We start from the raw sequence: 26,031 nt of genomic DNA on the forward strand, positions 1-26,031 counted from the left end.
TAGTGGTGGGGGAGAAGAGAGTGGACGTCTTAGTCCTGCTTGCCAAAGACCGGGTTGTGTACCTTGTCCAGGTTGATGTGGACGGCCTGCTGATCGGTGTAGAAGTCGATCGAACGGTAGCCGCCCTCGTGGCCCAGGCCGGAGGCCTTGACACCACCGAACGGGGTGCGCAGGTCACGGACGTTGTTCGAGTTGAGCCACACCATGCCGGCCTCAACGTTCTGGGCAAAGTTGTGGGCGCGCTTCAGATCCGAGGTCCAGACATAGGCGGCAAGGCCGTACTTCGTGTTATTTGCCAGCTCGAGTGCTTCTTCGTCGGTATCGAACGGGGTGATAGCAACGACGGGGCCGAAAATCTCTTCCTGGAAGATTCGTGCATCCGGCTTGACGTCAACGAAGACGGTCGGCTGGACAAAGTTGCCTTCCTCGAAACCTTCCGGGCGCTCACCGCCGGCGGCCAGGGTGGCCTCCTGCTTGCCGATCTCGATGTAGGAGGTGACCTTCTCGTAGTGCTCCGGGTGTACCAGGGCACCGACCTCGGTGGTCGGATCGGAGGGCAGGCCCACCTTCACGCGCTTAGCCTGGGCGGCGTAGCGCTCCACAAACTCATCGTAGATATCGCGCTGAACCAGGATGCGGGAGCCAGCGGTGCAACGCTCACCGTTGAGGGAAAAGACGCCGAAGATGCAGGCATCGATCGCGGTTTCGAGGTCGGCATCACTGAAGACGATGGCGGGGGACTTGCCGCCCAGCTCCATCGACAGGCCCTTGAGGTGAGGAGCTGCGTTGCCGAAAATGATCTGGCCGGTGCGAGACTCGCCGGTGAAGGAAATCAGAGGAACATCCGGGTGCTTAACCAGCGGGTCGCCTGCATAGCCTTCCTCACCGAAGCCGTTGACCAGGTTGAAGACACCCTTCGGCAGGCCGGCCTCCTCGAAGATGCCCGCCCACAGCTGTGCAGAGAGGGGAGTGAACTCAGCAGGCTTCAGGACGACGGAGTTACCGGTGGCGATGGCCGGGGCGAGCTTCCAGGACTCCAGCATGAACGGAGTGTTCCACGGGGTAATCAGGCCCGCCACGCCAATCGGCTTGCGGTTGACGTAGTTGATCTGGCGGCCCGGTACCTTGTAGGCGTCGTCAGCCTGGGCGACGATTAGGTCAGCAAAGAAGCGGAAGTTCTCCGCTGCACGCTTAGCCTGGCCGTTGGCCTGGGTGATGGGTAGGCCGGAGTCGAAGGATTCCCACGCGGCAAGCTTGTCCGCGCGGCTCTCGACGATATCCGCAATTTTGTTGAGCACACGGGCGCGCTCACGCGGCAGTGCCTTGGACCATGGGCCGTTCTCGAAGGCCTCCTTCGCAGCAGCGACAGCCTTGTCAATGTCTTCCGGCTTGCCGGAAGCTGCCTTGATGTAGGGCTTGTTCGTGACCGGATCCAGGACCTCGAATTCATCACCATCTACCGACGGGACAAACTCGCCGTTGATGTAGTGAAGAATCTTCTCGGGGAGATCGGTGGGCTTAGCTGCATCGTTGTTCGTAGCCATGGGTGGTTTACACTCCTTAATCGTTTTTCTTGCGATAGGTGCTGAGGGTGGTCAGTCTGTGTTGCCTGGCCACCTTTTCTATGTAGGTGGGTTCCGCGCCAGCCTCGATGAGGCTGAGCAATTGCTCGTGTTCTCGTGTGGACTCTTGGGCTCTCTCGGGCACGTACCGAAAGGTGGAGACCCGGTGGTATTCCAATTGCTTCCATTGGTCCACCACCAAGTTCTTCAGCCTCTCGTTCGGGCACTTGGAAAAGAGAACGCTATGGAATTCTTTGTTGAGCTGGGTAAATACCTCTGGATCGTGGTGGATATCAAGCTCCCGCATGCGCTGATTAATCTCCCGCGCCTGGGCAATATCCTCTGGGCCAAGATGCGGAGCGGATTGCGCCGTGGCGTTGGCCTCCACGGTGGCAACGATGTCCATGGATTCGTAATAGGCCTCGCGGTTATACGTGGTAACGCTGGCACCGACGTTGCGCTCGTAGGTGACCATTCCTTCCGCCTCAAGCTGGCGAATAGCTTCGCGGACGGGGACCACGCTGATGCCCAGATCATCCGCGATTGCTGCCAGCACAAGACGGTAGCCAGGTTCATACTCGCGAGTACGAATCTTTTCACTTATCCAGTTATAGGCTTTCTGGGACTTGCTCTCCCCAGCTGGTGCCGCGGGTTCCGTCATTGACCACCCGCCTTTCCATCACGGAACGCGATGTAGGCTTCCTTGTTCGCTCCGGTCGGCGGGAAGAGGCCATCCAAGCTGGCGCCCGTCTCCACCTGGGTAGCAACCCACTCATCCTCGTGCTCCTTGGCCAGAGCGGCCTCGGCAACCTCGGCTGCGATGTCGCGGGGAATCACCACGACGCCGTCATCGTCGCCGACGATGATGTCACCGGGAAGGACGGTGGCGTTACCGCAGGAGACGGCGATGTCGCTATCCCACGGAACGTGTTTGCGTCCGAGAACGCAGGGGTGCGCGCCCTGGGTGAAGACGGGAAGGCCAATCTCCTTGACGGCCTCGTAGTCGCGCACGCCGCCATCGGTCACGACGCCGGCAGCACCGCGCACCTTGGCGCGCAGCGCCAGAATGTCACCGAGCGTTCCGGAACCGGATTCCTGGCGAGCCTCGATGACGATGACCTCACCCTCCTTGACCGTGTCGAAGACCTTCTTCTGCTCGTTGAGGCCGCCCCCGTGAGACTTGAACAGATCCTCACGGCCAGCCACGAAGCGCAAGGTGCGGGCGACGCCCACCATCTTGGTTCCCTTGGCTTGCGGGTACACGCCTTCGATCACGGATTGGTTGATTCCGCGCTTGCGCAGCTGAGCGGATAGGCCGGCGGTCGGGGCCTTCTCCAGAGCAGCCTTAAGCTCCGGGTCGAGGCCGCCCTCATCCTTGGGGGGAAGGCCAGCAGATTCGCGGTCACCGTAGGCATCCTCGCGCTGCTTATCGTCAACGTAGGGCAGATTGCCCAGCTGCGGATCGAAGGAGGCGGGGACTTCCTTCACGGTGGTCTTCAGCTTGCCGGAGCTCACGCCTCCTGGAACGTCGACCTCAACCTCTACGACGTCACCAGGCTCGATGACGGAAGATCCTGCAGGGGTGCCGGTGAGGATGATGTCACCGGTCTCCAGTGTCATGTGCTGAGAAAGGTCGGCAACAAACTGGGCGAGAGGGAAAATGAGGTCTTCATCGGACGAGGTTCCCTCCTGAACAACCTCGCCATTGACCCACGTGCGCAGGCGCAGGCCCTTGGGGTCGATCCCCTGGGCGTCGATAAGCTCCGGCCCAATGGGGGTGTACCCATCGCGCGACTTGGAACGGGTATTGGAGCCCTTGTCCTGAACCTTGTAGTCATACAGGCCAATGTCGTTCGAGGCGGTCACGTAGGCAACGTGCTTCCACGCATCCTCGAGGGATACGTTGCGGGCCGGAGTGCCGATGATGAGTGCGATTTCGCCTTCGAAGGCCAACAGTTCGGTTCCTTCGGGGCGCTCGACTACCCCGTCCGACTCAGCCAGCGTGCTCGTCGCCTTGAGGAAGTAACTCGGGGTCTTGGGCCAGCGACCGCGCTGTGCCGCGCGGGACTCAAAGGCCACATGGACAGCGATCATTTTGCCCGGTTTAACCGGCAAGAACTCAGGTACAGCCATGAAGAATCCTTAATTGTGAACAAATCCTTGCCCAAATCGTATATTATCCCTAGCACCACCGCAAGTGGTTCAACTCACACGCTTTTCCGTATATGGCACACCCCATGCCGAAAGGAATCTCACTATGTCGCACACAACTGTCACGCCGACAATTTCGACGGCCGAACGCCGCCGTGTCGTCGCCGCGACGACCATCGGTACCGCTATCGAGTGGTACGACTACTTCCTCTATGCAGCGGTGGCCGGACTCGTGTTCAACCACCTCATGTTCGGCCCGCTCGAAGGTGGGCTGGCCACCATCATCTCCTTCCTGACCGTTGGCTTGTCCTTCCTATTCCGCCCGGTCGGCGCCTTCCTGGCCGGGCACTTTGCCGACCGCTTCGGACGCCGCGTGGTCCTCATGGTCACGCTCATCGCCATGGGCGGCGCGACCACCCTGATTGGTGTTCTGCCAACCTATGAAGCCGCCGGCATCTGGGCGCCGATTCTCCTCATCACCTTGCGCATCATCCAAGGCATCTCTGCTGGTGGCGAATGGGGCTCCGCGGTGCTCATGGCGGTGGAACACGCCCCGACTGACAAGCGCGGCCTCTACGGCGCAGGCCCCCAGATCGGCGTGCCCGCCGGCCTGCTGCTCTCCTCCGGCGTGCTGTCCATCATGAACACCATCGCGCCTGGCGACGCCTTCATGGACTGGGGCTGGCGCGTTCCCTTCCTCCTCTCCTTCGTCCTCGTCTTGGTGGGCTACCTCATCCGCATGGGCGTCGACGAATCCCCGGTGTTCGCGGAGATCGCGGAACGCGAAGAGGAAGAAGCCACCAACCCCATTGGCACGCTGTTTAAGAAGTTCACCCCGCTCGTCCTGGTCGCCGCGCTCGTCTTCGCAGGCAACGGCACCGTCGGATACATGACTACGGGCGGCTACATCCAGCGCTACGCCACCGACCCGGAGGGCCCCGTCGCACTCGACCGCGGTGATGTCCTCAACGCCGTGACCGTGTCTGCCTTCTCGTGGGCCTTGACCACTTTGTTCGCCGGTTTCATCTCGGACTACATCGGCCGCCGAAATACCTACCTCCTGGGATTCATCTTGCAGGGCATCGGCGCTGCCGCCCTCTTCCCACTGGTCAATACCGGAAGCCTCGGGCTTCTCTACGGCGCACTCCTCTTCCTCACCGTGGGCCTGGGCCTGACCTACGGCGCGCAATCCGCGATGTACGCAGAACTATTCCCCGCCTCGATTCGCGCCACGGGTGTATCCATCACCTATGCCCTCGGCTCGGTCCTGGGCGGCGCCTTCGCCCCCATGATTGCCGCTTCGCTCGTCGAGGCAACTGGTACCACTTTTGCGGTGTCGGGCTACCTCGTATCTGCTTCGATCGTCGGCTTCATCTGCACCTTCATCCTGCGTGAGCGCAAGGGAATCGCGCTCGGCGCGGAACACGAGGCCGAGCAATCCCGAGGACACTTCATCTTCAGCCCGCGCTAGACGACGCCCCTCCACATGAGTCCTCACAGTTTCGCAAGGGCCATTGTGCGAGGCGGGCGTATCATATATGATTCCCTTCTAAGACCCAGCTCACATCTCAGAGACGCCTTGAACTGAGTCACCACCCTCAAGAGCAAAGCTCACATGGCAGTAGGGGAGTGGCAGCTACCCCCACCACCCCATCGTTCTCGTTCATTACAACCGCTGACTAAGGAGTCCACAGTGCAGTTCCACCACAATGGCTACGTTTCGGAAGACCCCCGCGTACACGAGCCCGCCGGGTACGGCGTCGATCGCGCTTCTGAACTTCCAGATGAAATGGACGTTCTCATTGTGGGCTCCGGGCCCGCAGGCATGATCGCCGCGGCACAGCTCGCGATGTTTCCCAGCGTCAATACGCGCATCATTGAGCGTCGCCCGCATCGCCTCGAGCTCGGCCAGGCCGACGGCATCCAGTCCCGTTCCGTAGAGACCTTCCAGGCCTTTGGCTTTGCTAAGGAAATCACGGAAGAGGCCTATGAAATCACGGAGATGGCCTTCTGGAACCCGGATCCGAATGATCGCTCCAAGATTGTCCGCGGTGCCTGTCCTGTTGATGACGAACAAGGAATCTCCGAATTCCCGCACCTCATTGTCAACCAGGCCCGTGTGTTGGACTACTTCGCCCGCTATGCACACCGCGCGCCCGGCCGCATCACCCCGGACTATGGCTGGAATTTTGTTTCCCTAGAGGTAGGGGAGGGCGAGTACCCGGTGACGGTGCACCTCGAGGATGTCGACGGCAACCCGCGCGACGTTCGCGCTAAGTACGTCGTCGGTTGCGATGGCGCTAAGTCACGCGTCCGCAAGTCCATCGGCCGCTCGCTCAAGGGCGACCAGGCTAACCACGCGTGGGGTGTCATGGACGTTGTCGTTGACACCGATTTCCCGGACTGGCGCACCAAGTGCGCCATCCACTCCCAGGCCGGCTCTATCCTCCACATCCCGCGCGAGGGCGGCTACCTCTGCCGCGTGTACGTCGATCTCGGCGTGGTGCCAGAGGATGACAACCACAAGGTCCGCAACACGCCGATTGAGAAGATCATCGAGAAGGCGAACGAGATTTACGCCCCCTATTTCGTCGACGTCAAGATGGTGGCGTGGCATTCCGTTTATGAAGTGGGCCACCGCCTTGTCGACGCCTTCGACGATAACGACGACGACCCACGCGTCTTCCTCACCGGCGACGCCTGCCATACCCACTCGGCAAAGGCGGGACAGGGCATGAACGTCTCCATGCAGGATGGCTTCAACATTGGATGGAAGCTCGGCCACGTCCTCGACGGCCGCGCGCCGAAGGAGCTTCTCAACACGTACCACGGTGAGCGCCAGCCGGCCGCCCAGAACCTCATCAACTTCGACCGCGAGTGGTCGACCCTCATGGCCACCCCGACAGAGGAGCTCGATGATCCGGAGGCAGTGGAGAAGTACTACGTTGCCGCGGAGGAGTTCGCCGCCGGCATGATGACGCAGTATGAGGAAAACCTGATCGTCGGCACTACCCAGCAACAAGACCTTGCTACCGGCTTCCCGGTGGGCAAGCGCTTCAAGTCCTTTGAGGTCCTGCGCCGCTGCGACGCCTACCCTCAGCACCTGGGCCACCAGCACACCGCGGATGGCCGCTACCGCATCTACGCCTTTGCCGATGCCCCCAAGGCCGGCGAGGACTCCACGCTGAGCCAGTGGGCCGAGAAGGTCGGGCCCATCCTGGCCAAGTTCACCCCCGAAGGGGCTGACGAGAATACCTACTTCGATGTGAAGGCCATCTACCAGCAGACGAACCACCACGACTACGAGATTCTCGACGCCCCTCTTCTCTTCCGCCCCCGCAACGGCAAGTTCAATGTTCCGAATTGGGAGAACGTCTTCAACGCACTCCCCGGGGACAAGGACATCTTTGAAGGCCGCGGCATTTCCCGTGACGGAGCCGTCGTCATCGTTCGCCCGGACCAGTACGTCGGCGCCGTCCTCCCACTCGATGATCCATCAGCGGTCGAGGACTACTTCTCCTCCGCGCTCATCAAGCTCAAGTAGTTCCGCTCTCAAGCTCACGTAGCTTCACACGTGTCAGGGCCCGGCATCGTGCCGGGCCCTTTTTGCCGCCTTGCCGAAACCGCCCTCATGGACACAGGGGGTTGGGACCGCCAAGTACAGCACCTAGGTTTCACGTGAAACACTCACGCATCGGTCCCTTCAGCTCGTCCATCCGCTCACCACGGGGGTACCCGCCAGTGCATTATCTGTACGGCGGAAGGTATCGGTGTTAGAGTCAGTGATATGAAGAACACAGTTAACCTTTGGTGGTGGCGCGCGTAACCCGCGGGCCTCGTTGTTCTCCCATATTTAAGGCCCGCAGCTGCGGGCTTTTCGGCGTTTTGCTCTCTTGCGAAGCTCGCGGCAGCACACAAAACCGTTAAAGAAAGACAGAATATGCCGTACACAGCCACACGCGAGGTCAGGTACACATCCGACGCCAGCGCACTCTTTTATGCCCTCGCCACCCCACAGAACTCCCTGCTCTTAGAGTCCGCGGACATCGAGTCCAAGAAAAACCTCACGTGCATCGCCATCACCAAGGCCGCACTCAAGGTGGTGTGCCGGGGCCAGGAGGCCACCGCCACCGCGTTGACACCATCGGGTCACCTTCTTATCGACGAACTCCGCGCGGACTTCCAATCACGGATCATCCACAGCTCAGAAGGCAGCGTCACCTTCCGCTTCGCTCTCCCCACCGAGCACGACGAGCGCGCCCGCCTCCGCGCCACCTCCACCGCCGATATTCTGCGCACGTTGCAGTTCAGCCAGCTCTACTCCGGCGAGTCCCTCCCGTTCCTTGGTGGCGGATTCGCCTTCGACTACGTCGCCACGTTCGAGGAACTGCCACCGGTGCCGGACGGCCCAAACGTGTATCCGGATTATGAATTTCTCGTCGCCGAGCACGTCCTCACGGTGGACCACCTCACCAAGAGAGCAAATATTGAGGGGTGGGGCGTCGACAAGCGCGCGCTCGAAGCGGAGCTCGACCGTGCCGCTGCCACCGAGCCCATCACCCCAGAAGCCCCCGCACCGCGCGAGACCATCAGCGCACGCGCCAGCATCGATGACGCTGCTTTCCGCCGCCACGTCGAGCGCCTCCAAGACAACGTACATGCAGGCGATATCTATCAGGTCGTGCCCTCCCGCGCGTTCAGCCTCGACTGCCCGGATGCCTTTGCCGCCTACCGCACGCTGCGAGAGACCAACCCCTCGCCGTATATGTTCTACCTGCGCGGTACCGAGCACGAGCTTTTCGGCGCTTCCCCCGAATCCAACCTGAAGTACACGGCCTCTGACCGGCAGGTGCAGCTCTACCCGGTTGCCGGCACCCGTCCGCGCGGTGCGACCCACGAGCTGGATATCCGCAATGAGCTCGAGATGCGCACCGATTCCAAAGAGGTCTCGGAGCACATCATGCTGGTGGACCTGGCCCGCAACGACCTCGCTCGCGTCGCCGTCCCCGGCACCAGAAAGGTCGCCGACCTGCTCCAGGTGGACCGCTACTCGCGCGTCATGCACCTGGTTTCCCGGGTCGTCGCCACGCTGCACGAGGATTTCGACGCCCTCGACGCCTACCGAGCCTGCATGAATATGGGCACACTCACCGGTGCGCCGAAGCTACGCGCCATGGAGCTCATCCGCGAGACCGAAGGAACACGCCGCGGCTCCTTCGGCGGCGCAATCGGCTACCTGCGCGGCGATGGCTCGATGGATAGCTGCATCGTCATCCGCTCTGCCTACGTCAAGGATGGCACGGCAGTCGTCCAGGCCGGCGCGGGCGTCGTGCGCGATTCCGTCCCCCAATCCGAGGCCGATGAAACGGTCCACAAGGCCTACGCGGTGCTCAGCGCCATCGCCCAGGCACACAACGCATCTCTGGAGGTCATCCGATGAATCCGCACGTCCTCCTCATCGATAACCACGATTCCTTCGTCTACAACCTCGTCGACGCCCTCGCCGGCTATAACACCACCGTCTTCCGCAACACCGTGCCCGTGGAGGAAGTCCTCGCCGCCCAGCCCGATATCATCATCCTCTCGCCCGGCCCGGGTCATCCCCGCGACGCCGGATCGATGATGCAGCTTATCGACGCCTCCCTCGGCCGCATCCCCATCCTCGGCATCTGCCTGGGCTTCCAGGCGCTCCTTGATCACTTCGGCGGCACCGTCGAGCCCTGCGGCCCGGTCCACGGCTCATCCGTACCCATAACGCTGACCGACGCCGGCGCCAGCCACCCTCTCTTTCAGGGTCTCACCACCGACTCCGAGCCCGATAGCCCGAACTATGTTGGCCGCCTCATCCCCGTTGCGCGTTACCACTCCTTAGGCTGCGCGAACGTTCCCGCCCAGATGCGCAGCCTCGCCGAGACCGAGACCGCCATTGGCCCCGTCACCATGGCGGCGGAAACACTCGACGGCATGGCTCTCGGCCTCCAGTTCCACCCAGAATCACTCCTCACGCCGACGGGACCGATCATGATCGAGCGGTGTATTAATCAACTTTCTGTTTACCCCACCATTGAAGGATCCAAGTAATGACTGATAATAAGGCATTGACGACATTGCAAGCCTTCCTCGACATCCAGGAGCCGACCCTGGAGCAAGCCATCGAGGTCTTCACCCCACTGACGGTAGGGGAGTATGACGATATCCATATCGCCGCTCTCCTGACCCACATCCGCACCCGCGGAGAGACCTTCGCTGATGTCGCCGGCGCGGCACGCGCTTTCATCAAGGCCGGCCGGCCATTCCCTGTCACCGGCAAGGGGCTCATGGACACCGCAGGAACCGGCGGCGATGGCGCTAACACCATCAACGTCACGACCGGCGCTTCCCTCGTCGCCTCCGCGGGCGGAGTCAAGATGGTCAAGCACGGCAACCGCTCTGTCTCCTCCAAGTCTGGCTCAGCCGACGTCCTGGAAGCCCTCGGCATCCCGCTTGATCTCGACCCAGACCGCGCAGTCCGCCAGCTCGAGGCATCCAATTTCACCTTCCTCTTTGCGCCGGCCTACAACCCGGCCGTCGCCCACGTGCAACCGGTGCGCAAGGGCCTCGGCGTCTCCACTCTCTTCAACACCATGGGCCCGCTCCTGAGCCCCGGCCGCCCGGAGTTCCAAATCATGGGCATAGCCAACCCCGAGCAAGGCCAGCTCATCGCTGAGGTCTTCAAGGACCTCGGCCGCACCCGCGCGCTCGTGGTCCACGGTGCTGGCACCGATGAGATTGCCGTTCACGGCACCACCCAGGTCTGGGAGCTTCGCGACGGCACCATTAGCCACTACGAGCTCACCCCCGAAGACCTCGGCATTTCCCGCCACGAGTTGACCGACCTTGCCGGCGGCAACGGGGAAGAAAACGCGAAGGCCCTCCGGGCGGTTTTTGCCGGTACGGGCAAGCCGGCCCATCACGACGCGATCGTCGCCACCGCCGGCGCCATGTTCTATCTCAACGGCACAACCGACACCATCCAAGACGGCGTCGCGCACGCCAACCAACTCATCCAGGACGGCACCGTGGCCGCATGGCTGAAGAAGCACGAGGAGGCGAACTATGGCTCTGCCGACCGTGCTTGAGGGGATCGTCGCCAAGCGCCGCACGCACCTACCAGCCATCCGTGAGCGCCTCGCCCACGTGGACCTCACGACTCTCCCGCGCTCTGAGCGTTCCTTCTACGACGCGCTCAACGGGACCAACCGTTTCATCATGGAATGCAAGTCCGCGTCCCCGTCGCTCGGCCTCATCCGTGAGCATTATGAACCGGGAGCCATCGCCCGCGTGTATTCGCGCTATGCCTCGGCCATCTCTGTCCTCTGCGAACCGGACCGTTTCGGCGGTGACTACGACCATTTGCAGACCGTGGCGCTGTCCACGCACCTGCCGATCTTGTGCAAGGACTTCATTATCGATCCGATCCAGGTGTATGCCGCGCGTTACTTTGGCGCCGACGCCATTTTGCTCATGATGTCCATCGTCGATGATGAGACTTATGCAGAGCTCAAACATCTAGCAGATTCCCTTGGGCTCGACGTTCTCACTGAGGCGATCACTGAGGACGAGGTCGACCGCGCCACCGCCTTTGGCGTGGACGTCATTGGCATTAACAACCGCAACCTCCACGACCTCAGCATCGATCTCACCCGGTCCGAGCGTCTCTCGCACTCTGTGCCGTCCGGGAAAGTTGTGGTTTCGGAATCCGGTATCCGCAGCAACCAGACTGTGCGCCGCCTTGGGTCTCATGCCAACGCATTCCTTGTTGGCTCCCAACTCACGGGTACGCCTGATATCGATCGTGCGGCACGCGAGCTTGTTTATGGTCACAATAAGGTCTGCGGACTTACGGCGTGGTCTGCAGCTCAGGCCGCCCGCGCCGCCGGCGCAGTCTACGGAGGACTCATCTTCGAAGAGGCATCGCCGCGCAGTGTTTCACGTGAAACCGCGCTCGACATCATCGCCCACGAACCCGATCTCAGCTACGTCGCGGTCTCTCGCCGCACCACTGGCTGGGAAGAGCTCGCTTTCGACGGCATTGCCGCCCTACAGATCCATGCCCCTTACCAGGGGAGCACGGAGGCCGAGCTCCAACTCATTGAGTCCGTCCGCGCTGTAGCGGGGGACCGGCAGATATGGCGCGCCATCGATATGACGGCGCCACACGGCCCGGTGCTCGCCTCTGCGCTTGCCGACGCCTCCGACATGCTCATCCTCGATGCTGGCGCCGGCGGCACGGGTAGCTCCTTCGATTGGTCAACAATTCCCGACAACGTCAAAGATAAGGCACTTCTCGCGGGTGGCCTTAAACCCGAGAACCTTCGCGATGCGCTTCGCGTCGGCACAGCCGGACTGGACATCAACTCCGGCGTCGAAATTAACGGCAGGAAGGACACCGCGCTCATCGCTACGGCCTTCAACACCATTCGTCACTTTACGTATTAGCCCATAGCCCAAACCCTACCCAAAGGAACACCATGACTAACCCACAGGACGCCAGGGAAACCCTCCTTCCCGCGTATTTCGGCGAGTTCGGCGGACAATTTGTTCCCGAGTCTCTCATTCCCGCACTCGACCAACTCGAGAAGGCCTTCGTCGATGCGCAAAACGATCCCGCCTTCCGCAAAGAACTGTCCAGCTATCTTCGTGACTACCTTGGACGTCCCACCCCTCTCACCGAAGCAACCAAGCTCGGTGGAAAGGCACGTATTTTCCTCAAGAGGGAGGACCTCGTCCACGGCGGCGCCCACAAGACCAACCAGGTGATTGGCCAAGCGCTCTTGGCCAAGCGCATGGGAAAGACCCGCATTATCGCTGAGACCGGCGCGGGCCAGCACGGGACCGCGACTGCGCTTGCCTGCGCGCTGCTCGATCTTGAGTGCGTCATCTACATGGGCGCTAAAGACGTCGAGAGGCAACAGCCCAATGTCTACCGCATGGAGCTCATGGGCGCGAAGGTCATTCCCGTGGACTCCGGATCTGGCACCCTCAAAGATGCCGTTAATGAGGCGCTGCGCGATTGGACCGCAACGTTCCACGAATCCCACTACCTGCTCGGCACCGCTGCCGGCCCCCATCCTTTCCCCACGATTGTCCGCGAGTTCCACAGGGTGATTTCCGAGGAAGCCAAGGCCCAAATGCTTGAGCGCACGGGCGGGCTTCCCGACGTGGTCGTCGCCTGCGTCGGCGGCGGCTCCAATGCCATCGGCATGTTCGCGGATTTCATCGACGAGGAGTCGGTCGAGCTCGTCGGCGCCGAGCCTGGGGGAGAGGGCCTCGATTCCGGACACCACGGTGCCACGATCAACAATGGCACCATTGGCATCCTCCACGGCGCCCGCTCCTACCTCATGCGCAATGCCGACGGTCAAGTAGAGGAGTCCTATTCCATCTCCGCCGGCCTCGATTACCCCGGCGTCGGTCCACAGCATGCTCACCTGGCGCAGACGGGCCGCGCCACCTATGTCGGCATCACCGACGCGGAGGCACTTGAAGCGTTCCAAATCCTCAGCCGCCGCGAAGGCATCATTCCCGCCCTTGAATCCTCACACGCCCTGGCCTATGCGCTTAAGCGCAAAGATGAGGACATCACCATTCTCGTTTCCCTTTCCGGGCGCGGCGACAAAGACATCGACCACGTCCGCCGCACCCTCGACGCGCACCCCGAATTCAAGATCACGGAGGACAAGTAATGAGCCGATACGAGAAACTCTTCTCCAACCTCGCCGCCCGCAATGAAGGGGCCTTCGTTCCCTTCATCATGTTGAGCGATCCCGACCCAGACACTGCCCTCGACATCGTTCGCGCGGCCGTCGCCGGCGGGGCCGACGCACTCGAGCTCGGCGTCCCCTTTTCGGACCCTGGTGCCGACGGTCCCACCATTCAGGCCTCGCACATCCGCGCGCTCGAAGGAGGGGCAACGGTTGATTCCGCCATCGCCCAAATCCGCCAGATTCGAGCCGAATTCCCAGACCTTCCGATTGGCATGCTCATCTATGGCAATGTTCCCTTCACTCGTGGGTTGGAGACCTTCTACTCCGAGTTTCAAGAAGCGGGTGCTGATAGCATCTTGCTTCCCGACGTCCCCGTCCGCGAAGGCGCACCTTTCGTCGCCGCCGCCGACAAGGCCGGCATTGACCCGATCTTCATCGCCCCGGCACAAGCCTCGGAGCAGACCCTCCAGGGCGTGGCTCAATACTCGAGGGGCTACATTTACGCAATCTCTCGCGACGGCGTCACCGGCACCGAGAAGGAATCGGAAACCCGCGGGCTCGTTGATGTAGTGAACAACGTGAAACGCTTCGGCGGGGCACCGATTCTCCTTGGCTTCGGAATCTCAACCCCTCAGCATGTCGCCGATGCCATCTCCGCTGGCGCAGCTGGGGCCATCACCGGATCTGCTTTAACGAAGATTGTCGACGCTCACCTCGACGAGAACAACAAGCCCACCGAAGGACTCGCCTCTGCAGTCACCGACTTCGTATCCAAGATGAAGGCTGCTACCAAGCGTGCCGTTGGCTAAGCGCTTTCCCGAACAATCCTGACCCGCCACGGCCTCTTCCATCACGTCGTGCGCCACCACGCATCACGATGGAAGGGGTCGTTTCACGTGAAACAGCGCGTGTTCCATATGCACAAGCCCATCGGCTACCGTCGTTGTAGCCAGCAGTCACTAATAATGCCGCCTTCTATGCCTTCCAAAGCCTCCTTAATTCCCTAATCCCCAGCAGCGATAGTCTCTTGGCCCTCAGAAGGGGATATCATCGGATGCGTTCGAGTAGCGATCCGCCGGGTCCGTCCTGTCGAAGACTTCGACCAACTCTCCGCCATCAAGCTCAACCTTCAAGGCTTTGGCCTCTTCGTGCATCTTCCGCCGGTGAGCAATGACATCTTCCGCGACGGTTCGTGCCCACACCTTAGACGCCGGGGCCAGAGGACCGGTTGCTTCAGTCACCGCCCAGGTGCCGTCCTCGAACAACCAGACGACATCACCAGTAACTGGGTCCAGGATATAGAAAGCCCGTCCGTCAGTTTTCATGTTGTGGTGGTGCTGGCAAAGGGCAACCAGGTTAGATGGGTGCGTAGGGCCACCGTCGGCGTAGTTAATCCTGTGGTCCAGTTGGCATGTCCACGCCGGTCGATTACAGCCAGGCGCCCGACAGGTCCCGTCGCGCCCTTCGACATACTTTCGCGTCACATCTGATGGCTGGTAGCCTTCACAAGGTTCTGGTGCTTCACTAAAGTCTCTCGTCATAGTCCTCGACGCTGGGACTCCTTCACCGGTCCAGCCGTGTCCCTGAACATAGACCGGCGCTCCCTCCACGTCAGTGGCTTTGAATTCATGCACAACGACTTTTCCAGCCTCCGGCTGAATCTTGCCCGTAATGAGGAGAACTAAGGCATCCGCCATTGAGACGTCATGCTCCTTTGCGGCCAGCTTGATTGTCTCGTGGATTACGACGCCGACGTTGCTATCGACCTCTAACTCGATCGAGGCACGTTCTCCCCGGGTGAGGAGTGAATACCGGTTCTTCTTCCGCTTATCCCGGAACGCGATCGAATCATCCAAGACCTTAGCGATGTCGCGTACCTTGCGCCGAATCTTTTCTGCGCTGGGAAAGACCTGGTTGGGTTTAGTCGGTGTTAGCCACGCCGCCAATTGACTATCGATCTCTGAGATAACTGACTGAATAGGGTTGCCCAGCTTTGCCATTACTTGATCAATAGCAACCAAGGCTTGCATATCGAGTAGGTATTCAGAGTCTTGCATCGCCTTCACCTTCGGCAATTCACTGAGACGAATAAGCCCCATGACATTCCGCGCCACATGTGCCGGAGACTTTCCCGTCTTTTTGCCAAGGGCCATAAATGCAGTGTCTGAATCTGCGTCGAGCGGCGGCTGGACACGTGACCAAAACTCATACTCTATTCTTCGCATGAGTTGCCCCGCCATACATTCTGGATCATGCGGGTTTGAGTGAGAAAAATACGCAGTAGGTACCGAGGTTGAAGAATTTGTTGTGATTCCCATGGGGAGCTGCATCCCTAAACTAACCGGATAATTGCTTCCCCCACTCCCACCTTTAGAATACATGTTCTAAGTTCGTCCCACAAGAGCCACTTCGGTTTTAGGGAAGTAATTTGGCAACACCTTGCACGACCGAGCGGCCCGCGACGTCGGCAACCAGGCATACAAAAATCCCCCTCCCGCAGCCAACCTTCCAATTGATTGGTCTAGACGTATAGAGCAGAAATGGAACGCAAGCTAGGGGAGGGGGGAAGCTCTCAGGGTTTCACGTGAAACCTAAGCTTGAAACCTAAGCTTTGCTGAGCTCCTCGTCGGCAGCAGAGGCGTCGGCCTCGGCCTCCAACCCATCAATTTTATTACGAGCGAAACGGTCAACAATCATGGCGATAGCGCCGTCGCCAGTAACGTTCGCGGCCGTACCCACGGAATCGATAGCGATGTAAGCGGCAATCATCAGTGCCACCATCGAATCATCAAAGCCCATATTGGATTGCAACAGACCAACGGCAACCATCACGGCACCGCCCGGAACACCGGGGGCCGCGATCATCATGATTCCAAGGAGAAGAATGAAGCCCAAGGCCTTACCCAAATCTGCTTCCATACCATCAGCCATGTACACAATCGCGAAGGCGTACAACGTCAGCTTGATCATCGAACCAGAAAGGTGGATGGTCGCACAGAGGGGGATAACGAAGCCAGCAACGGGCTTGGAAATGCCGTTCTTCAACGTGGCGTCCAACGTCACCGGAATCGTCGCCGCCGAAGAGGAAGTACCCAACGCGGTGAAGTAGGCCGGTGCCATGTTCTTCAATGCGCGGAATGGATTCTTACCCGCAATTGCGCCGGCGATGATGTATTGAAGCACGAGGTAAACCAGCGTCATGAGGACCGCAAGCAAAAGAACCTTGGCGAAGGCAACGAGGACCGTCCCGATATTGCCATTCATACCCAAGGAGAGGAACATGCCAAAGATATAGAACGGCAGGAGGGGGATCACAAAGCCCCAGATCACCTTGATGACGACGTTCTCAAATTCCTTGGTAATCGCGTAAAGATTATCGGACTTCACAGTAGTCATCGCCACGCCAACGCAGAAGGACAACAGCAGCGCCGTCATAACTTCGAATGGAGCCGGCATCTCAACGGTGAAGTAGGGCTCGAGCGCTCCGGCATCGATGTCAGCCACATCAGTGTTGAGCGTCTGCCCACCAAGCAACGTGGGGTACAGGACCTGGGTCAAACCGTAGGCAACGAGGCCTGCCACGATAGTGGAACCATACGCAATTCCGGCAGTAATACCCAGCCACTTGCCGGCACCGCGACCGAGGCCCGCGATTGCCGGTGCCACGAGAGCAAGAATGAGAATGGGGATGAAGAAGCCAAGGAAGTTCGAGAACAGTCCGTTGTATGTTGCGAAGGCCCTGCCGAACCATTCCGGCGCGAATTGGCTAACTATGATGCCCAAGACTATCGCTACGATAATCTTGAACAGCAGAGAATTGAGAACACTCTTGAATGTCATGATTGAGTCTTTTCTATGGTTGATACCACTACGAGTTTCTCGCCCGGCGATAAACGCTTATTTATCTACCAAGCGACACGAAATGTATATTACAGCACGAAACGAATAAATTGAACCAGCTTTCTCGCTAGCTAGGAAGCGGGATAGACTTAGACGCATGCTCGTAGTCGGAATCATCTTCCTCGTCCTTGCCGCGGTCCTCATCATCGTCGGCGGCCTTGCCACACTCCGTAAACTCCCCGGCAACAGTGTTGTTGGATTGCGCCTCGCGGAGATCCGCAAAACCCGGGAGGCATGGGACAACGCCCACGCTATTGCGGGCCCCTTCTGGTTCCTAGGAGGCATCGCTCTCGTTTTCGGTGGCGTTATCGCGCTTCGCGCCGAAGGTTGGATGTGGCTAATCCCCGCACTCACAGCCGTCGTAGCTGTCCTCGCGCTCTCCATCGGCTCCAACATGGGTGCCCGCGCGGCCTACCTGTGGGACCAAGCCCATAAAGACGACGATGGTTGCGGCGATTCCTGCAACTGTGGCGACGGCGGCTGCGGGGGAGAGGCGCCGGCTGTCGACGTCTCCGCGATCCGTGCCGCAGCACAACACGCCGACAAGACGGGCCGAGACTAGAGCGACTTTTTCAGCACAGTGACGTATTCTGGGCAGACAGAATCTCCATATGATTTCATCACAAACTATATTTTAGGTGGCCAACTCAACACCGGGTAGACCCGATGATTGGTGTGGCCACCTTTCTTTATCCTGTGCGAGCGCTGAGAGCTAAACATCAATTACGTGGGAACACGGCAGTGTGACGTGACAACAGGAGTCGGGCGGCGCACGATCGTGTTCATGACCACGAGCACCAAAACTAAAGCGCTACGGCTCGTCGCTGCAACAGCGCTCAGCCTCAGCATCCTCGGCGCGGGGGCCACGTATGCACTCGCCGGAGAACGTCGCGGAGCACACAACGAAGCTGGGACGATCTATAGCGATGTCGGCACATCATACGGTGCCTACGATTTCAGCGGCAGCAGGGAAGAGGAGCTTCCCGTGTGGGACGGCAAACTTAGCTAACAGCACATTGTCCTCTCCCTACACTGCCGCTGAATCAGATAGAGTAATCCACATGACTACGTGTTCACGCCGCCTTTTCCTGCTCGGTACTGCGACTACCTTTGCTGGGGCCTACCTCGCCGCCTGTGGCAAGGAGCCTTCCGCGGAAGTCGCAGCGACGGAAATCCCCGTTGGCTCCGCCATCATTGTAGACAAGGTGATCTTCGCTCAACCTACCGAGGGAGAGTTCAAAGCATATTCGCAGACCTGCCCGCACCAGGGTTCCCTCATCACGAAGATTGAAGGCTTGACCGCCACGTGCACGAGTCACTACTCAAGCTTTGACCTCAGCAGCGGCGAAGTCACCGGCGGCCCCAGCCCTAAACCGCTCACTGAGTACGGAGTGGAAAACAACGGGGGAACAGTCAAAAACGTCTCCGCCTAATGGATATCCCTGGCGACTCAGGGGGTTTGAAAAGATGTTTCACGTGAAACCGTGAGGGGCGTCTAGACTCTCTTCTATGATTGAGCGCCTAAAAAGACTCGACCCCCTCATCGTCCTCATCCTGTGCGCCGTCGCAATCGCTATTGTTTTTCCCGCGCGGGGAAGCTTTGCGGACAGCTTCGATGTCCTCACGAATATAGCGATCGCTCTTCTCTTCTTTCTCTACGGCGCCCGACTCTCAACGCGCGAAGCCATCAACGGGATCAAACACTGGAAGCTCCACCTGACCATTCTGGCGTTCACCTTTGTGGTCTACCCAGTCATCGGCCTCGCACTGCGCCCGCTCACCGCGTTCATCCCAAACGATCTTTACTTGGGAATTCTCTACCTCACGCTTGTACCGTCAACAGTGCAATCGTCGGTAGCCTTTACCTCAATCGCCCGCGGAAATGTTCCCGGAGCAATCGTCTCTGCGTCTGCGTCAAACCTCGCTGGAGTTCTGCTTACGCCATTGCTCGTCATGGCACTCATGGGGGCCGGCGAAGGGATTCACATCGATAGCTCTGTTTTCTTTGAGATTTCTGTTCTTCTGCTCCTACCTTTCGTGCTCGGCCAGCTCACCAGAAAATGGGTGGGCAAACTCGCGGCAAGCAAAGCCACGAAAGTGGTGGACCGAGGCTCCATCGCGATGGTCGTCTATGCGGCCTTTTCTAAGGGAATGGTGGACGGGATCTGGGCGTCGATTAGCGTATGGCAGATTCTGTTTCAGATTGTCTTCTCAACAGCATTCGTCTTCTTCATGCTCTGGCTCACCAAGGCGGTCAGCCAGAAGCTGGGGTTCAACAGAGAAGACACCATTGCTATTCAGTTCTGCGGGTCAAAGAAATCCCTGGCCACCGGATTACCCATGGCCTCGGTGATTTTTGCCTCCGGCGGCACCTCATTGGGGCTGCTCATCCTTCCCCTCATGATTTACCACCAGGTCCAATTGATGATCTGCGCGTCTATGGCGGCACGCTACGCCCGGGTAGAGTGAGAGCACATGAAAAAGCTTTATGTTCGCACCACCATGACCATCCCGGAGGTCGGCACCGCCACACACATCGCGGAGCTTGAGGAAATCAACGCTGAGGCCTGCTCCATGCTGCGCATGATCGCCCTCGCTCCGAATGACTCCATCGTCGGCGCTGCGACACCGGAGACCTCAGTGGGCAATGCCGAGGTCCCACAGCGCGTGGTTCCACACCCCGACACCTACGACGCATTCCCCGACATCAATGCCGAGCTTATCGACGCCTTCCAGTTCCACTCCTTGTGGACAGAGGCCATCGCCCTCTACGGGGACTTTTAAAGCACCACGTTCACCAACAGCATGTACACGGCGGTGCCTCCGAAGATGGACAAGCCGGAGTTGCGGCGCCACAGGTGCAACAGGGCAGTAGCCGCGGCACCTACAAGGGGAGCCACAAAGCTTCCCGTGTCTTGGGTCTGACTAAACAAGGTGTAAACCACCAGGACCGTCATCACGCCCACGGGCATAGTGAAGCCCAGCATGCTGATGAATTGGCTATCCTTCAGGGCCTTCACAAAGACGAAGGGAAGCCAGCGCAAAACAACCGTCACCACCCCGACGGGGATAAGCACGGCGAGGATGCTGCCCAGGGTTACTCCAGCTGGCATTAGGACTCCCTGCGTAGAATCATCGCGCTGTCGGCACGAGGGGAAAGGTAGCGCACCACCAGGAGCAGGAAGTAGGCGCTCAGCGCCACCATGAGTAGCTGCCCTGGAAACAGACAGCCCGCGAGGACACCCAGGACCGCAGCAGACAGCGGAAGCGAGTAATCCATGTTGTTCTGGAAGGAATCAATCGCTAGGACAATGAACAAGGCAACGAGGGCGAAATCCAGACCCTTCACCGAGGGCGGAATAGCCTGGCCTGCCAGCGCACCAATGATGCCCGAGACAACCCACAGCACCTGGCAGAAAAGCTGCACGGTGAAGACAAATGCACCACTCGGGCGCGAAACACGGGGGAAGGCAGAAAGGACGGCATAGGATTCGTCGGTCAGCGCGTACGTGGAATAGGCGCGGCCGAAACGATTCCGAATCTCATCGCGCGGAAAGGTTAACCCGTAGAAGATGTGGCGGAAGTTCACCATGAAACCCGTCACCGCGGCAACGGCGGGCGTCACGCCGCCGGTCACCATGGAAATGGCGAGGAACTCCATCGAACCAGCGTAAATAACGATGGAAAAGATGGGGGTCCACCACCAGTCGAAACCGGTCTGGACCATGAGCACGCCGAAGGCGAGGCCCAGCGGCACCACCCCCACGGCGATGGGCATGCAGGTCCGTATTGCCTTGATGATCTCCGCACGCATGGCAGAGATGTTAGCGCAGAGGGCGGAGAGGAACTCTAATTATCTTCATCGATATAACGCGGGAAAGTAGCAAACATCGGCAGGGGCATGGCTTGGCGGCGCATGACGTCTGACCACGTATCTGTCGATCCGGAGGAGACCACGTCCTGGGGCAGCGCAGGGGCCACGTACCACTCACCGCGATCAATTTCCTCATCGAGTTCGCCCGGTCCCCACTCGAAATGACCAGCGAAAAAGCGCATACCTTCCACCAGTTCGGTGACGGCATCGGGACCCACGCGCAGATCGACGAGTGCCACACGTGGGGCGAGGCGGCTCAACGAAGGCTGTTTCTCGATGTCGACGCCCTGTTTGGTCAGCGCCACGCCGATGGCCGCCTGCTGGTCGTGCGGGCCGCCGATGTAAAGGGCCTGCGGCTTAGCCACCACGGGCAGCCACTCCGGCATGACGTTGAAGACCGCGACCTCGGAGCGCTTAGTCAGATCCACGCCATACGTACGCCCGGCATGTTGCTCGGTGATGAGGATGACGGAGCGATTGTACTGGGGCGCGAGGACGTCGGGAGCCGCCACGAGGAGCTGGCCAGGGGCGGGATCATTGCGCTCGAGGGCGTTGAAAAGTCTGTCTGCGTACATCCCTATCTAGAATTCCACCACTCGCGCAGCTTCGCAATAGCAACTTCGCGCTCCAAGGGGCCTTCTTCGAGGCGCAGCTCCTTGAGGTAAGACCAGGCCTTGCCTACCTCCGGGCCGGGTTCAAGGCCGAGGATCTCCATGATCTCGTTGCCGTCGAGATCAGGGCGTACGCGAGCGAGGTCTTCCTTGGCCGCGATATCCGCGATGCGTTCCTCCAGCTGATCGTAGGTGCGCTGGAGGCGGCGGGCCTTGCGCTCATTGCGGGTGGTGCAATCGGCGCGCACAAGTTTGTGCAGGCGCGGGAGAAGATCGCCGGCATCGGTGACATAGCGGCGCACGGCGGAATCGGTCCACTGGCCATCGCCGAAACCGTGGAAACGCATGTGCAGGTAGACCAGCTGGCCGATATCTTCGGTCGTGGCCTTGGGGAATTTCAGCTTGCGCAGGCGCTTGCGGGTGAGCTTCGCACCAACAACCTCGTGGTGGTGGAAGCTGACCTTGCCGTCGGTGGTGTCGCGGGTATCCGGCTTGCCAATGTCATGGAGCAGGGCAGCCCACCGAAGAATGAGATCGGGACCGTCTTCCTCCTGCTCCATGGCCTGCCGAAGTACAGTCAGCGAGTGCGCGTACACGTCCTTGTGCTGCGCGTGCTCGTCGGGAGCCATGCGCAAAGCCGGGATCTCCGGAAAAACATAATCAGCAATCCCGGAATCAACAAGCAGGTCAATACCCTTCCACGGCGCGACACCGCAGATGAGCTTGTTGAGCTCCACCTGCACGCGCTCCACGGTGATGCGCTGGATTTCAGCGGCCATGTCCTTCATGGCATCGCGCACGCGCTGGGCGACGTCAAACTCCAACTGCGCCGCGAATCGCGCAGCGCGGAGCATGCGAAGAGGATCATCGTGGAAGGAAATCTCCGGCGCATCCGGGGTATCGAGGATGCGATTCGCCAGGTCATCGAGTCCGCCCATCGGATCGTGGAATTCGCGGGTACCGTCCGGGCGCAGCTCGATGGCCATGGCGTTGACCTTGAAATCGCGGCGCACGAGATCGCCCTCGAGCGTGTCGCCGTAGACCACCTCGGGGTTGCGGGAATCGCCGTCGTAGCTATCAGAGCGGAAGGTGGTGATCTCAATCTGCTGGCCCTTATAAGCCGCCGAGACAGTACCGAAGTCGATGCCGGTATCCCACACGGTTTCCGCCCACTCCTCCAGAATCGAATACACCACGTCGGGCCGGGCCGGGGTGGTGAAGTCGAGATCATTGCCCAGGCGGCCGAGCAGGGCATCGCGGACGGAGCCGCCGACGAGGTAGAGGGGGGCGTCGTGAAGCGCGAAGCGTTCCACCAGGCCACTGAGGAGGCCACTGAGCTGGGCGACGGTGGCGTCCGCGCGAGCAAGAACGCCGATTAGCTGAGTGTCCTGAAAATTCACGGATCGAAGTCTACTACGATTAGCAGGGATGACTAAGAACACGCCAGGGTCCAAGCGCCGCCGCCGGCGGGGCGCGGGCCACCGGAACCACCGCACGGGACGCCCCCAGCGCACGTCCACCAACCGCATGACCACGCGGGATGAGACGTCCGCAGGCGGACTCGTCGTGTCCGGATTGGCGGAGGCCGTCGACGAAGACGGCAACGTGGACCTGTCCCAGATCTATGTGGCACTCATCGGCAGGTTGGACCGCCGCGGGCGCCTGCTGTGGTCCATGCCGAAGGGCCATGTGGAAAACGGCGAGGCCAAGGAACTCACCGCCGAGCGCGAAGTATGGGAGGAAACCGGAATCCACGGCAAGGTCTTCGCGGACCTGGGCATGATTGATTATTGGTTCGTCTCCGATGGCGTGCGCATTCACAAGACCGTGCACCACCACCTGCTGCGTTTCGTGGACGGCATCATGAATGACGAGGACCCGGAGGTCACCGAGGTCTCCTGGATCCCGGTCTCCGAGCTCATCGAGCACCTTGCCTATGCGGACGAGCGCAAGCTGGCCCGCATCGCCCACGACCTCCTCCCTGATCTCGCGCGAAAGGAAGCTGCCGCAGGAAAGGCGACTCCGCGGTGAGTTGGCGCGCAGCGGTTGCCATCACGGCGCTGGCGGTGGGCTGCGCCGTCCCCGTGGCCCAGGCACAAACTCCCGACGCCGAGAGCAACGACTCCCACTATTGGCTCGGCTCCCGCGGCCCCGATGAGCTCGAACTCAGCTTGCTCAGCGCGACGGAGGCGCGAGTAGGGGAGACGCTTAAAGTCCAGCTGCGCATCCACAACCCGACGGATAGCGCCGTTGATGACTTGCAGATAACCTCCCGGCGCAGCAATGCTGTGAACTCCACGACGGAGGCCCGCCAAGAGCTCGCTGCGGGATCCTTTCCTTATTATGGGACTTCGCTCGGCGCAGGAGCAGTGGAGCCGGGGGAGAGCCGCGACGTAACCGTGGAGGTCCCCACCGCGTTGGGAGATGACTCCACGCTGGCCATCACCGATCCCGGCGCCTACCCACTGCTATTTACGCTCACCGGCACCCGCGACGGTCAGGCCACGAGCTTTGCGGAAGAGCGGACAATCCTGGATTTCAGGGGCGAAAATCAGGATCCGACGCCCGACGCAGAAGACGACAGCAAACACGAGTTCTCACTGATCTATCCCGTGACCGCCCAGGTCGACGTCGTGCCGGGAGATACCGGCGGCGAGGAGCTCATCTTAGAAAGCGAGCAGCTCGCTGAACAGCTCTCACCGGGCGGGCGCCTCGATCAGCTGCTCGACGCCTACCTGCAGCATGATCTGCACGGTTCAGGCTGCGTGGCCCTGGACCCCGCGCTTGTCGACGCCGCTGACCGCATGTCCGCCGGCTACACCGTCAACGAGACCCGCCCCTCTACTGCCAAACACCCCACGCGCCTGCGCGATTCCTGGTTTAGCAGCGCCGATTCCGATCGCGGCAAGCCGGGCGCGGGCGCCCAAGACGCCGCCGCGTGGCTGGAGAAACTGAAGAAGGTGGACTGCCGCATGCTCATGCCGTGGGCTAACGCAGACACCGATGCCGTGGCCCAGGTAGGAAACGAGTGGCTCACCCACGAGGCCGTCGAGCAGGGCGCTGACACCATCGAGCGCGTCCTCGGCGCCCCGCTCAGCACGCCACTGACCGCACCGGCCTCAGGGACAAGCGAGCACGCGATGCCCGTCCCGCTGCTGGTGGCGGATAATTCCGAGTGGGCCGGCAAGGCCGCCACCTTTGATGCCTCCCTCGGAGCACTGTTGGCCCAGACCGGTTCCAAGCCGCAGACCACTGGGTACTCCAACCCGGAGCTGCGCTACGACTTTTCGATGGATTCGGAGCAGGCGAGGGCGTTGACGGCGGGGGCGTCGATAAGCGTGGCGTCCGCGCAAGAGGAGACCGTGGCCAAGCTGCCGAACTTCCAGGACCCCGCCGCCGCGCGCGCGGTGATGGAAGCAGCGCAGCGCCTGCTCAATTCCGGGCGCCTCGAGCCCCGTCCCGTTGCCGCGCTGCCCATCGAGCCCGGCAGCGGCAACCCCGGAAGTCCCTACCCAGATCCCGCAGCCTTCCACGACGCCGAGATCACACAGGTGACGCAGCAGGCGCGCTATACCGATGAGCTGATGTCCATCATGGTCAATGATCCCGGTATCGCCATGACGCGCTATAACTTCACGGCACCCCTGCGCCGCGATCTCCTCACGGCGCTCAGCGCTACCGACCGCTCCAGCCTCCACGGTTTTCCATCCTCGGTGGAGCAGAGCCGCGCCCGGCTGGAGAAAAACGCGGATATGCTCCGCGAGCTTCGCGCCTCCGTGGCGCTCATCCCGCCGGGCAACGTCTTTACCCGCGTTTCGGAGTCATCACCGCTGCTCATCGTGGCGGAGAACGGCCTGCCGCTGCCTGTCGACGCCCACCTAGCCTACGACGCCCCCGACGGCGCCACGTTGAACACGCAGGACTTGATTCACATCCCAGCCAAGGGATCTATTACCGTGTCCATGACCGCTGACCTGCCCAGCAACGTTGACCAGATGTCGTTGCGCCTATGGCTTGCAACACCATCTGAGCACCTCATATCGGATCCAATCGATATCACGGTGCAGACGCGTGCCGGTATCGTTAGCGTCTATGGAGTCGGCGCAATCGCCGCGCTCGCCCTCATCCTAGCTGCCCTGTTCCGTCTGGGTAAGCGGAAGAAAAAGAAGTCTCACGGATAGTTTTCT

The 26,031-nt window shown here is 60.6% G+C and carries 23 protein-coding genes and 1 pseudogene; 15 read left to right on the forward strand and 9 right to left on the reverse strand.

Annotated elements, in window-relative coordinates; all coding sequences use genetic code 11:
* Positions 1–29: 29 nt before the first annotated feature.
* Genes hpaE through QP999_RS04485 form a run of 3 tightly spaced genes read right to left on the reverse strand, consistent with a single transcriptional unit; the run spans position 30 to position 3,695 of the window.
* Positions 30–1,544 (reverse strand): 5-carboxymethyl-2-hydroxymuconate semialdehyde dehydrogenase, encoded by a 1,515-nt coding sequence (hpaE, locus tag QP999_RS04475; protein WP_284847772.1) that lies wholly within the window; start codon positions 1,542–1,544, stop codon positions 30–32.
* 16 nt (positions 1,545–1,560) lie between these two features.
* Positions 1,561–2,223: a GntR family transcriptional regulator gene (locus tag QP999_RS04480; RefSeq protein WP_070565662.1), complete on the reverse strand. Its 663-nt coding sequence runs from the start codon at positions 2,221–2,223 to the stop codon at positions 1,561–1,563.
* Positions 2,220–3,695, reverse strand: a complete 1,476-nt coding sequence (locus QP999_RS04485) for a fumarylacetoacetate hydrolase family protein (protein ID WP_250224449.1) — start codon at positions 3,693–3,695, stop codon at positions 2,220–2,222. The genes QP999_RS04480 and QP999_RS04485 overlap by 4 nt, the downstream gene beginning before the upstream one ends.
* Positions 3,696–3,819: 124 nt before the next feature.
* Here QP999_RS04485 and QP999_RS04490 point away from each other — a divergent pair, with 124 nt between their 5' ends.
* The 8 genes from QP999_RS04490 to trpA all read left to right on the forward strand — a co-directional run bounded on the left by QP999_RS04490 (position 3,820) and on the right by trpA (position 14,268).
* Positions 3,820–5,184 (forward strand): MFS transporter, encoded by a 1,365-nt coding sequence (locus QP999_RS04490; RefSeq protein WP_284847773.1) that lies wholly within the window; start codon positions 3,820–3,822, stop codon positions 5,182–5,184.
* Between the two features lie 222 nt (positions 5,185–5,406).
* Entirely contained in the window at positions 5,407–7,257 is a 1,851-nt protein-coding gene (locus QP999_RS04495; protein WP_284847774.1) for an FAD-binding monooxygenase, read from the forward strand.
* Positions 7,258–7,653: 396 nt separating this feature from the next.
* Positions 7,654–9,153 carry an anthranilate synthase component 1 gene (locus QP999_RS04500; protein WP_284847775.1) on the forward strand — a complete coding sequence of 500 codons (1,500 nt, stop codon included), beginning with the start codon at positions 7,654–7,656 and terminating at the stop codon, positions 9,151–9,153.
* Positions 9,150–9,794, forward strand: coding sequence for an anthranilate synthase component II (locus QP999_RS04505; protein WP_284847776.1), 645 nt, complete (start codon positions 9,150–9,152; stop codon positions 9,792–9,794). Before QP999_RS04500 ends, QP999_RS04505 begins: the two co-directional genes overlap by 4 nt.
* The gene (trpD, locus tag QP999_RS04510; RefSeq protein WP_144676107.1) at positions 9,794–10,831 is read left to right on the forward strand and encodes an anthranilate phosphoribosyltransferase; all 1,038 of its coding nucleotides are present in this window, start codon (positions 9,794–9,796) and stop codon (positions 10,829–10,831) included. The genes QP999_RS04505 and trpD overlap by 1 nt, the downstream gene beginning before the upstream one ends.
* Positions 10,809–12,191: a bifunctional indole-3-glycerol-phosphate synthase TrpC/phosphoribosylanthranilate isomerase TrpF gene (gene trpCF, locus QP999_RS04515; RefSeq protein ID WP_269948666.1), complete on the forward strand. Its 1,383-nt coding sequence runs from the start codon at positions 10,809–10,811 to the stop codon at positions 12,189–12,191. The genes trpD and trpCF overlap by 23 nt, the downstream gene beginning before the upstream one ends.
* 32 nt (positions 12,192–12,223) lie before the next feature.
* Entirely contained in the window at positions 12,224–13,438 is a 1,215-nt protein-coding gene (gene trpB, locus QP999_RS04520; RefSeq protein WP_284847777.1) for a tryptophan synthase subunit beta, read from the forward strand.
* On the forward strand, positions 13,438–14,268 hold the full coding sequence (gene trpA, locus QP999_RS04525; protein ID WP_284847778.1) for a tryptophan synthase subunit alpha: 831 nt from the start codon (positions 13,438–13,440) through the stop codon (positions 14,266–14,268). Before trpB ends, trpA begins: the two co-directional genes overlap by 1 nt.
* Before the next feature lie 225 nt (positions 14,269–14,493).
* Here the strand turns inward: trpA and QP999_RS04530 are convergent, their stop codons facing one another.
* Positions 14,494–15,516, reverse strand: a complete 1,023-nt coding sequence (locus QP999_RS04530) for an HNH endonuclease signature motif containing protein (protein WP_083303818.1) — start codon at positions 15,514–15,516, stop codon at positions 14,494–14,496.
* Positions 15,517–16,063: 547 nt separating this feature from the next.
* Positions 16,064–17,299, reverse strand: a complete 1,236-nt coding sequence (locus tag QP999_RS04535) for a dicarboxylate/amino acid:cation symporter (RefSeq protein WP_284847779.1) — start codon at positions 17,297–17,299, stop codon at positions 16,064–16,066.
* Between the two features lie 157 nt (positions 17,300–17,456).
* Here QP999_RS04535 and QP999_RS04540 point away from each other — a divergent pair, with 157 nt between their 5' ends.
* The 5 genes from QP999_RS04540 (at position 17,457) to QP999_RS04560 (ending at position 20,143) form a co-directional block, all read left to right on the forward strand.
* Complete coding sequence (locus QP999_RS04540; protein ID WP_284847780.1) at positions 17,457–17,921, forward strand: SdpI family protein; 465 nt, start codon at positions 17,457–17,459, stop codon at positions 17,919–17,921.
* A gap of 222 nt (positions 17,922–18,143) precedes the next feature.
* Positions 18,144–18,368, forward strand: a complete 225-nt coding sequence (locus QP999_RS04545) for a hypothetical protein (RefSeq protein WP_070596438.1) — start codon at positions 18,144–18,146, stop codon at positions 18,366–18,368.
* Between the two features lie 52 nt (positions 18,369–18,420).
* Positions 18,421–18,792, forward strand: a complete 372-nt coding sequence (locus tag QP999_RS04550) for a Rieske (2Fe-2S) protein (RefSeq protein WP_070521874.1) — start codon at positions 18,421–18,423, stop codon at positions 18,790–18,792.
* A 76-nt stretch (positions 18,793–18,868) separates the two neighbouring features.
* Positions 18,869–19,828: a bile acid:sodium symporter family protein gene (locus tag QP999_RS04555; RefSeq protein WP_070565642.1), complete on the forward strand. Its 960-nt coding sequence runs from the start codon at positions 18,869–18,871 to the stop codon at positions 19,826–19,828.
* A gap of 6 nt (positions 19,829–19,834) precedes the next feature.
* Positions 19,835–20,143 carry a hypothetical protein gene (locus tag QP999_RS04560; protein ID WP_070521880.1) on the forward strand — a complete coding sequence of 103 codons (309 nt, stop codon included), beginning with the start codon at positions 19,835–19,837 and terminating at the stop codon, positions 20,141–20,143.
* On the opposite strand, the gene QP999_RS04565 is transcribed toward QP999_RS04560, so the two are convergent.
* Genes QP999_RS04565 through QP999_RS04580 form a run of 4 tightly spaced genes read right to left on the reverse strand, consistent with a single transcriptional unit; the run spans position 20,140 to position 23,244 of the window.
* The gene (locus tag QP999_RS04565; protein ID WP_070624094.1) at positions 20,140–20,472 is read right to left on the reverse strand and encodes a branched-chain amino acid transporter permease; all 333 of its coding nucleotides are present in this window, start codon (positions 20,470–20,472) and stop codon (positions 20,140–20,142) included. The two genes, QP999_RS04560 and QP999_RS04565, sit on opposite strands and share 4 nt — an antisense overlap.
* Entirely contained in the window at positions 20,472–21,173 is a 702-nt protein-coding gene (locus tag QP999_RS04570) for an AzlC family ABC transporter permease (protein ID WP_144676099.1), read from the reverse strand. The genes QP999_RS04565 and QP999_RS04570 overlap by 1 nt, the downstream gene beginning before the upstream one ends.
* 35 nt (positions 21,174–21,208) lie before the next feature.
* Positions 21,209–21,808, reverse strand: coding sequence for a YqgE/AlgH family protein (locus QP999_RS04575; RefSeq protein ID WP_144676097.1), 600 nt, complete (start codon positions 21,806–21,808; stop codon positions 21,209–21,211).
* Between the two features lie 2 nt (positions 21,809–21,810).
* Positions 21,811–23,244: a CCA tRNA nucleotidyltransferase gene (locus tag QP999_RS04580; protein ID WP_070565634.1), complete on the reverse strand. Its 1,434-nt coding sequence runs from the start codon at positions 23,242–23,244 to the stop codon at positions 21,811–21,813.
* Positions 23,245–23,290: 46 nt separating this feature from the next.
* On the opposite strand from QP999_RS04580, the pseudogene QP999_RS04585 reads away from it, so the two are divergent.
* Positions 23,291–23,875: pseudogene (locus QP999_RS04585) on the forward strand (NUDIX hydrolase); the annotation flags it as partial.
* Entirely contained in the window at positions 23,872–26,025 is a 2,154-nt protein-coding gene (locus tag QP999_RS04590) for a hypothetical protein (protein ID WP_284847781.1), read from the forward strand. The pseudogene QP999_RS04585 and the gene QP999_RS04590, both read left to right, overlap by 4 nt.
* The last annotated feature ends 6 nt before the right edge of the window (positions 26,026–26,031 follow it).

Source organism: Corynebacterium sp. MSK004 (assembly GCF_030232515.1).
Lineage (GTDB): Bacteria > Actinomycetota > Actinomycetes > Mycobacteriales > Mycobacteriaceae > Corynebacterium > Corynebacterium hesseae.

Coding starts and splice junctions, on each gene's coding strand:
- QP999_RS04505 (WP_284847776.1), top strand. CDS start 9,150: ATGAATCCGCACGTCCTCCTCATCGATAACCACGATTCCTTCGTCTAC.
- trpB (WP_284847777.1), top strand. CDS start 12,224: ATGACTAACCCACAGGACGCCAGGGAAACCCTCCTTCCCGCGTATTTC.
- QP999_RS04555 (WP_070565642.1), top strand. CDS start 18,869: ATGATTGAGCGCCTAAAAAGACTCGACCCCCTCATCGTCCTCATCCTG.
- trpD (WP_144676107.1), top strand. CDS start 9,794: ATGACTGATAATAAGGCATTGACGACATTGCAAGCCTTCCTCGACATC.
- QP999_RS04530 (WP_083303818.1), bottom strand. CDS start 15,516: ATGCAAGACTCTGAATACCTACTCGATATGCAAGCCTTGGTTGCTATT.
- QP999_RS04535 (WP_284847779.1), bottom strand. CDS start 17,299: ATGACATTCAAGAGTGTTCTCAATTCTCTGCTGTTCAAGATTATCGTA.
- QP999_RS04550 (WP_070521874.1), top strand. CDS start 18,421: ATGACTACGTGTTCACGCCGCCTTTTCCTGCTCGGTACTGCGACTACC.
- QP999_RS04500 (WP_284847775.1), top strand. CDS start 7,654: ATGCCGTACACAGCCACACGCGAGGTCAGGTACACATCCGACGCCAGC.
- QP999_RS04485 (WP_250224449.1), bottom strand. CDS start 3,695: ATGGCTGTACCTGAGTTCTTGCCGGTTAAACCGGGCAAAATGATCGCT.
- QP999_RS04565 (WP_070624094.1), bottom strand. CDS start 20,472: ATGCCAGCTGGAGTAACCCTGGGCAGCATCCTCGCCGTGCTTATCCCC.
- QP999_RS04480 (WP_070565662.1), bottom strand. CDS start 2,223: ATGACGGAACCCGCGGCACCAGCTGGGGAGAGCAAGTCCCAGAAAGCC.
- QP999_RS04570 (WP_144676099.1), bottom strand. CDS start 21,173: ATGCGTGCGGAGATCATCAAGGCAATACGGACCTGCATGCCCATCGCC.
- QP999_RS04575 (WP_144676097.1), bottom strand. CDS start 21,808: ATGTACGCAGACAGACTTTTCAACGCCCTCGAGCGCAATGATCCCGCC.
- trpCF (WP_269948666.1), top strand. CDS start 10,809: ATGGCTCTGCCGACCGTGCTTGAGGGGATCGTCGCCAAGCGCCGCACG.
- QP999_RS04540 (WP_284847780.1), top strand. CDS start 17,457: ATGCTCGTAGTCGGAATCATCTTCCTCGTCCTTGCCGCGGTCCTCATC.
- trpA (WP_284847778.1), top strand. CDS start 13,438: ATGAGCCGATACGAGAAACTCTTCTCCAACCTCGCCGCCCGCAATGAA.
- QP999_RS04490 (WP_284847773.1), top strand. CDS start 3,820: ATGTCGCACACAACTGTCACGCCGACAATTTCGACGGCCGAACGCCGC.
- QP999_RS04560 (WP_070521880.1), top strand. CDS start 19,835: ATGAAAAAGCTTTATGTTCGCACCACCATGACCATCCCGGAGGTCGGC.
- hpaE (WP_284847772.1), bottom strand. CDS start 1,544: ATGGCTACGAACAACGATGCAGCTAAGCCCACCGATCTCCCCGAGAAG.
- QP999_RS04545 (WP_070596438.1), top strand. CDS start 18,144: ATGACCACGAGCACCAAAACTAAAGCGCTACGGCTCGTCGCTGCAACA.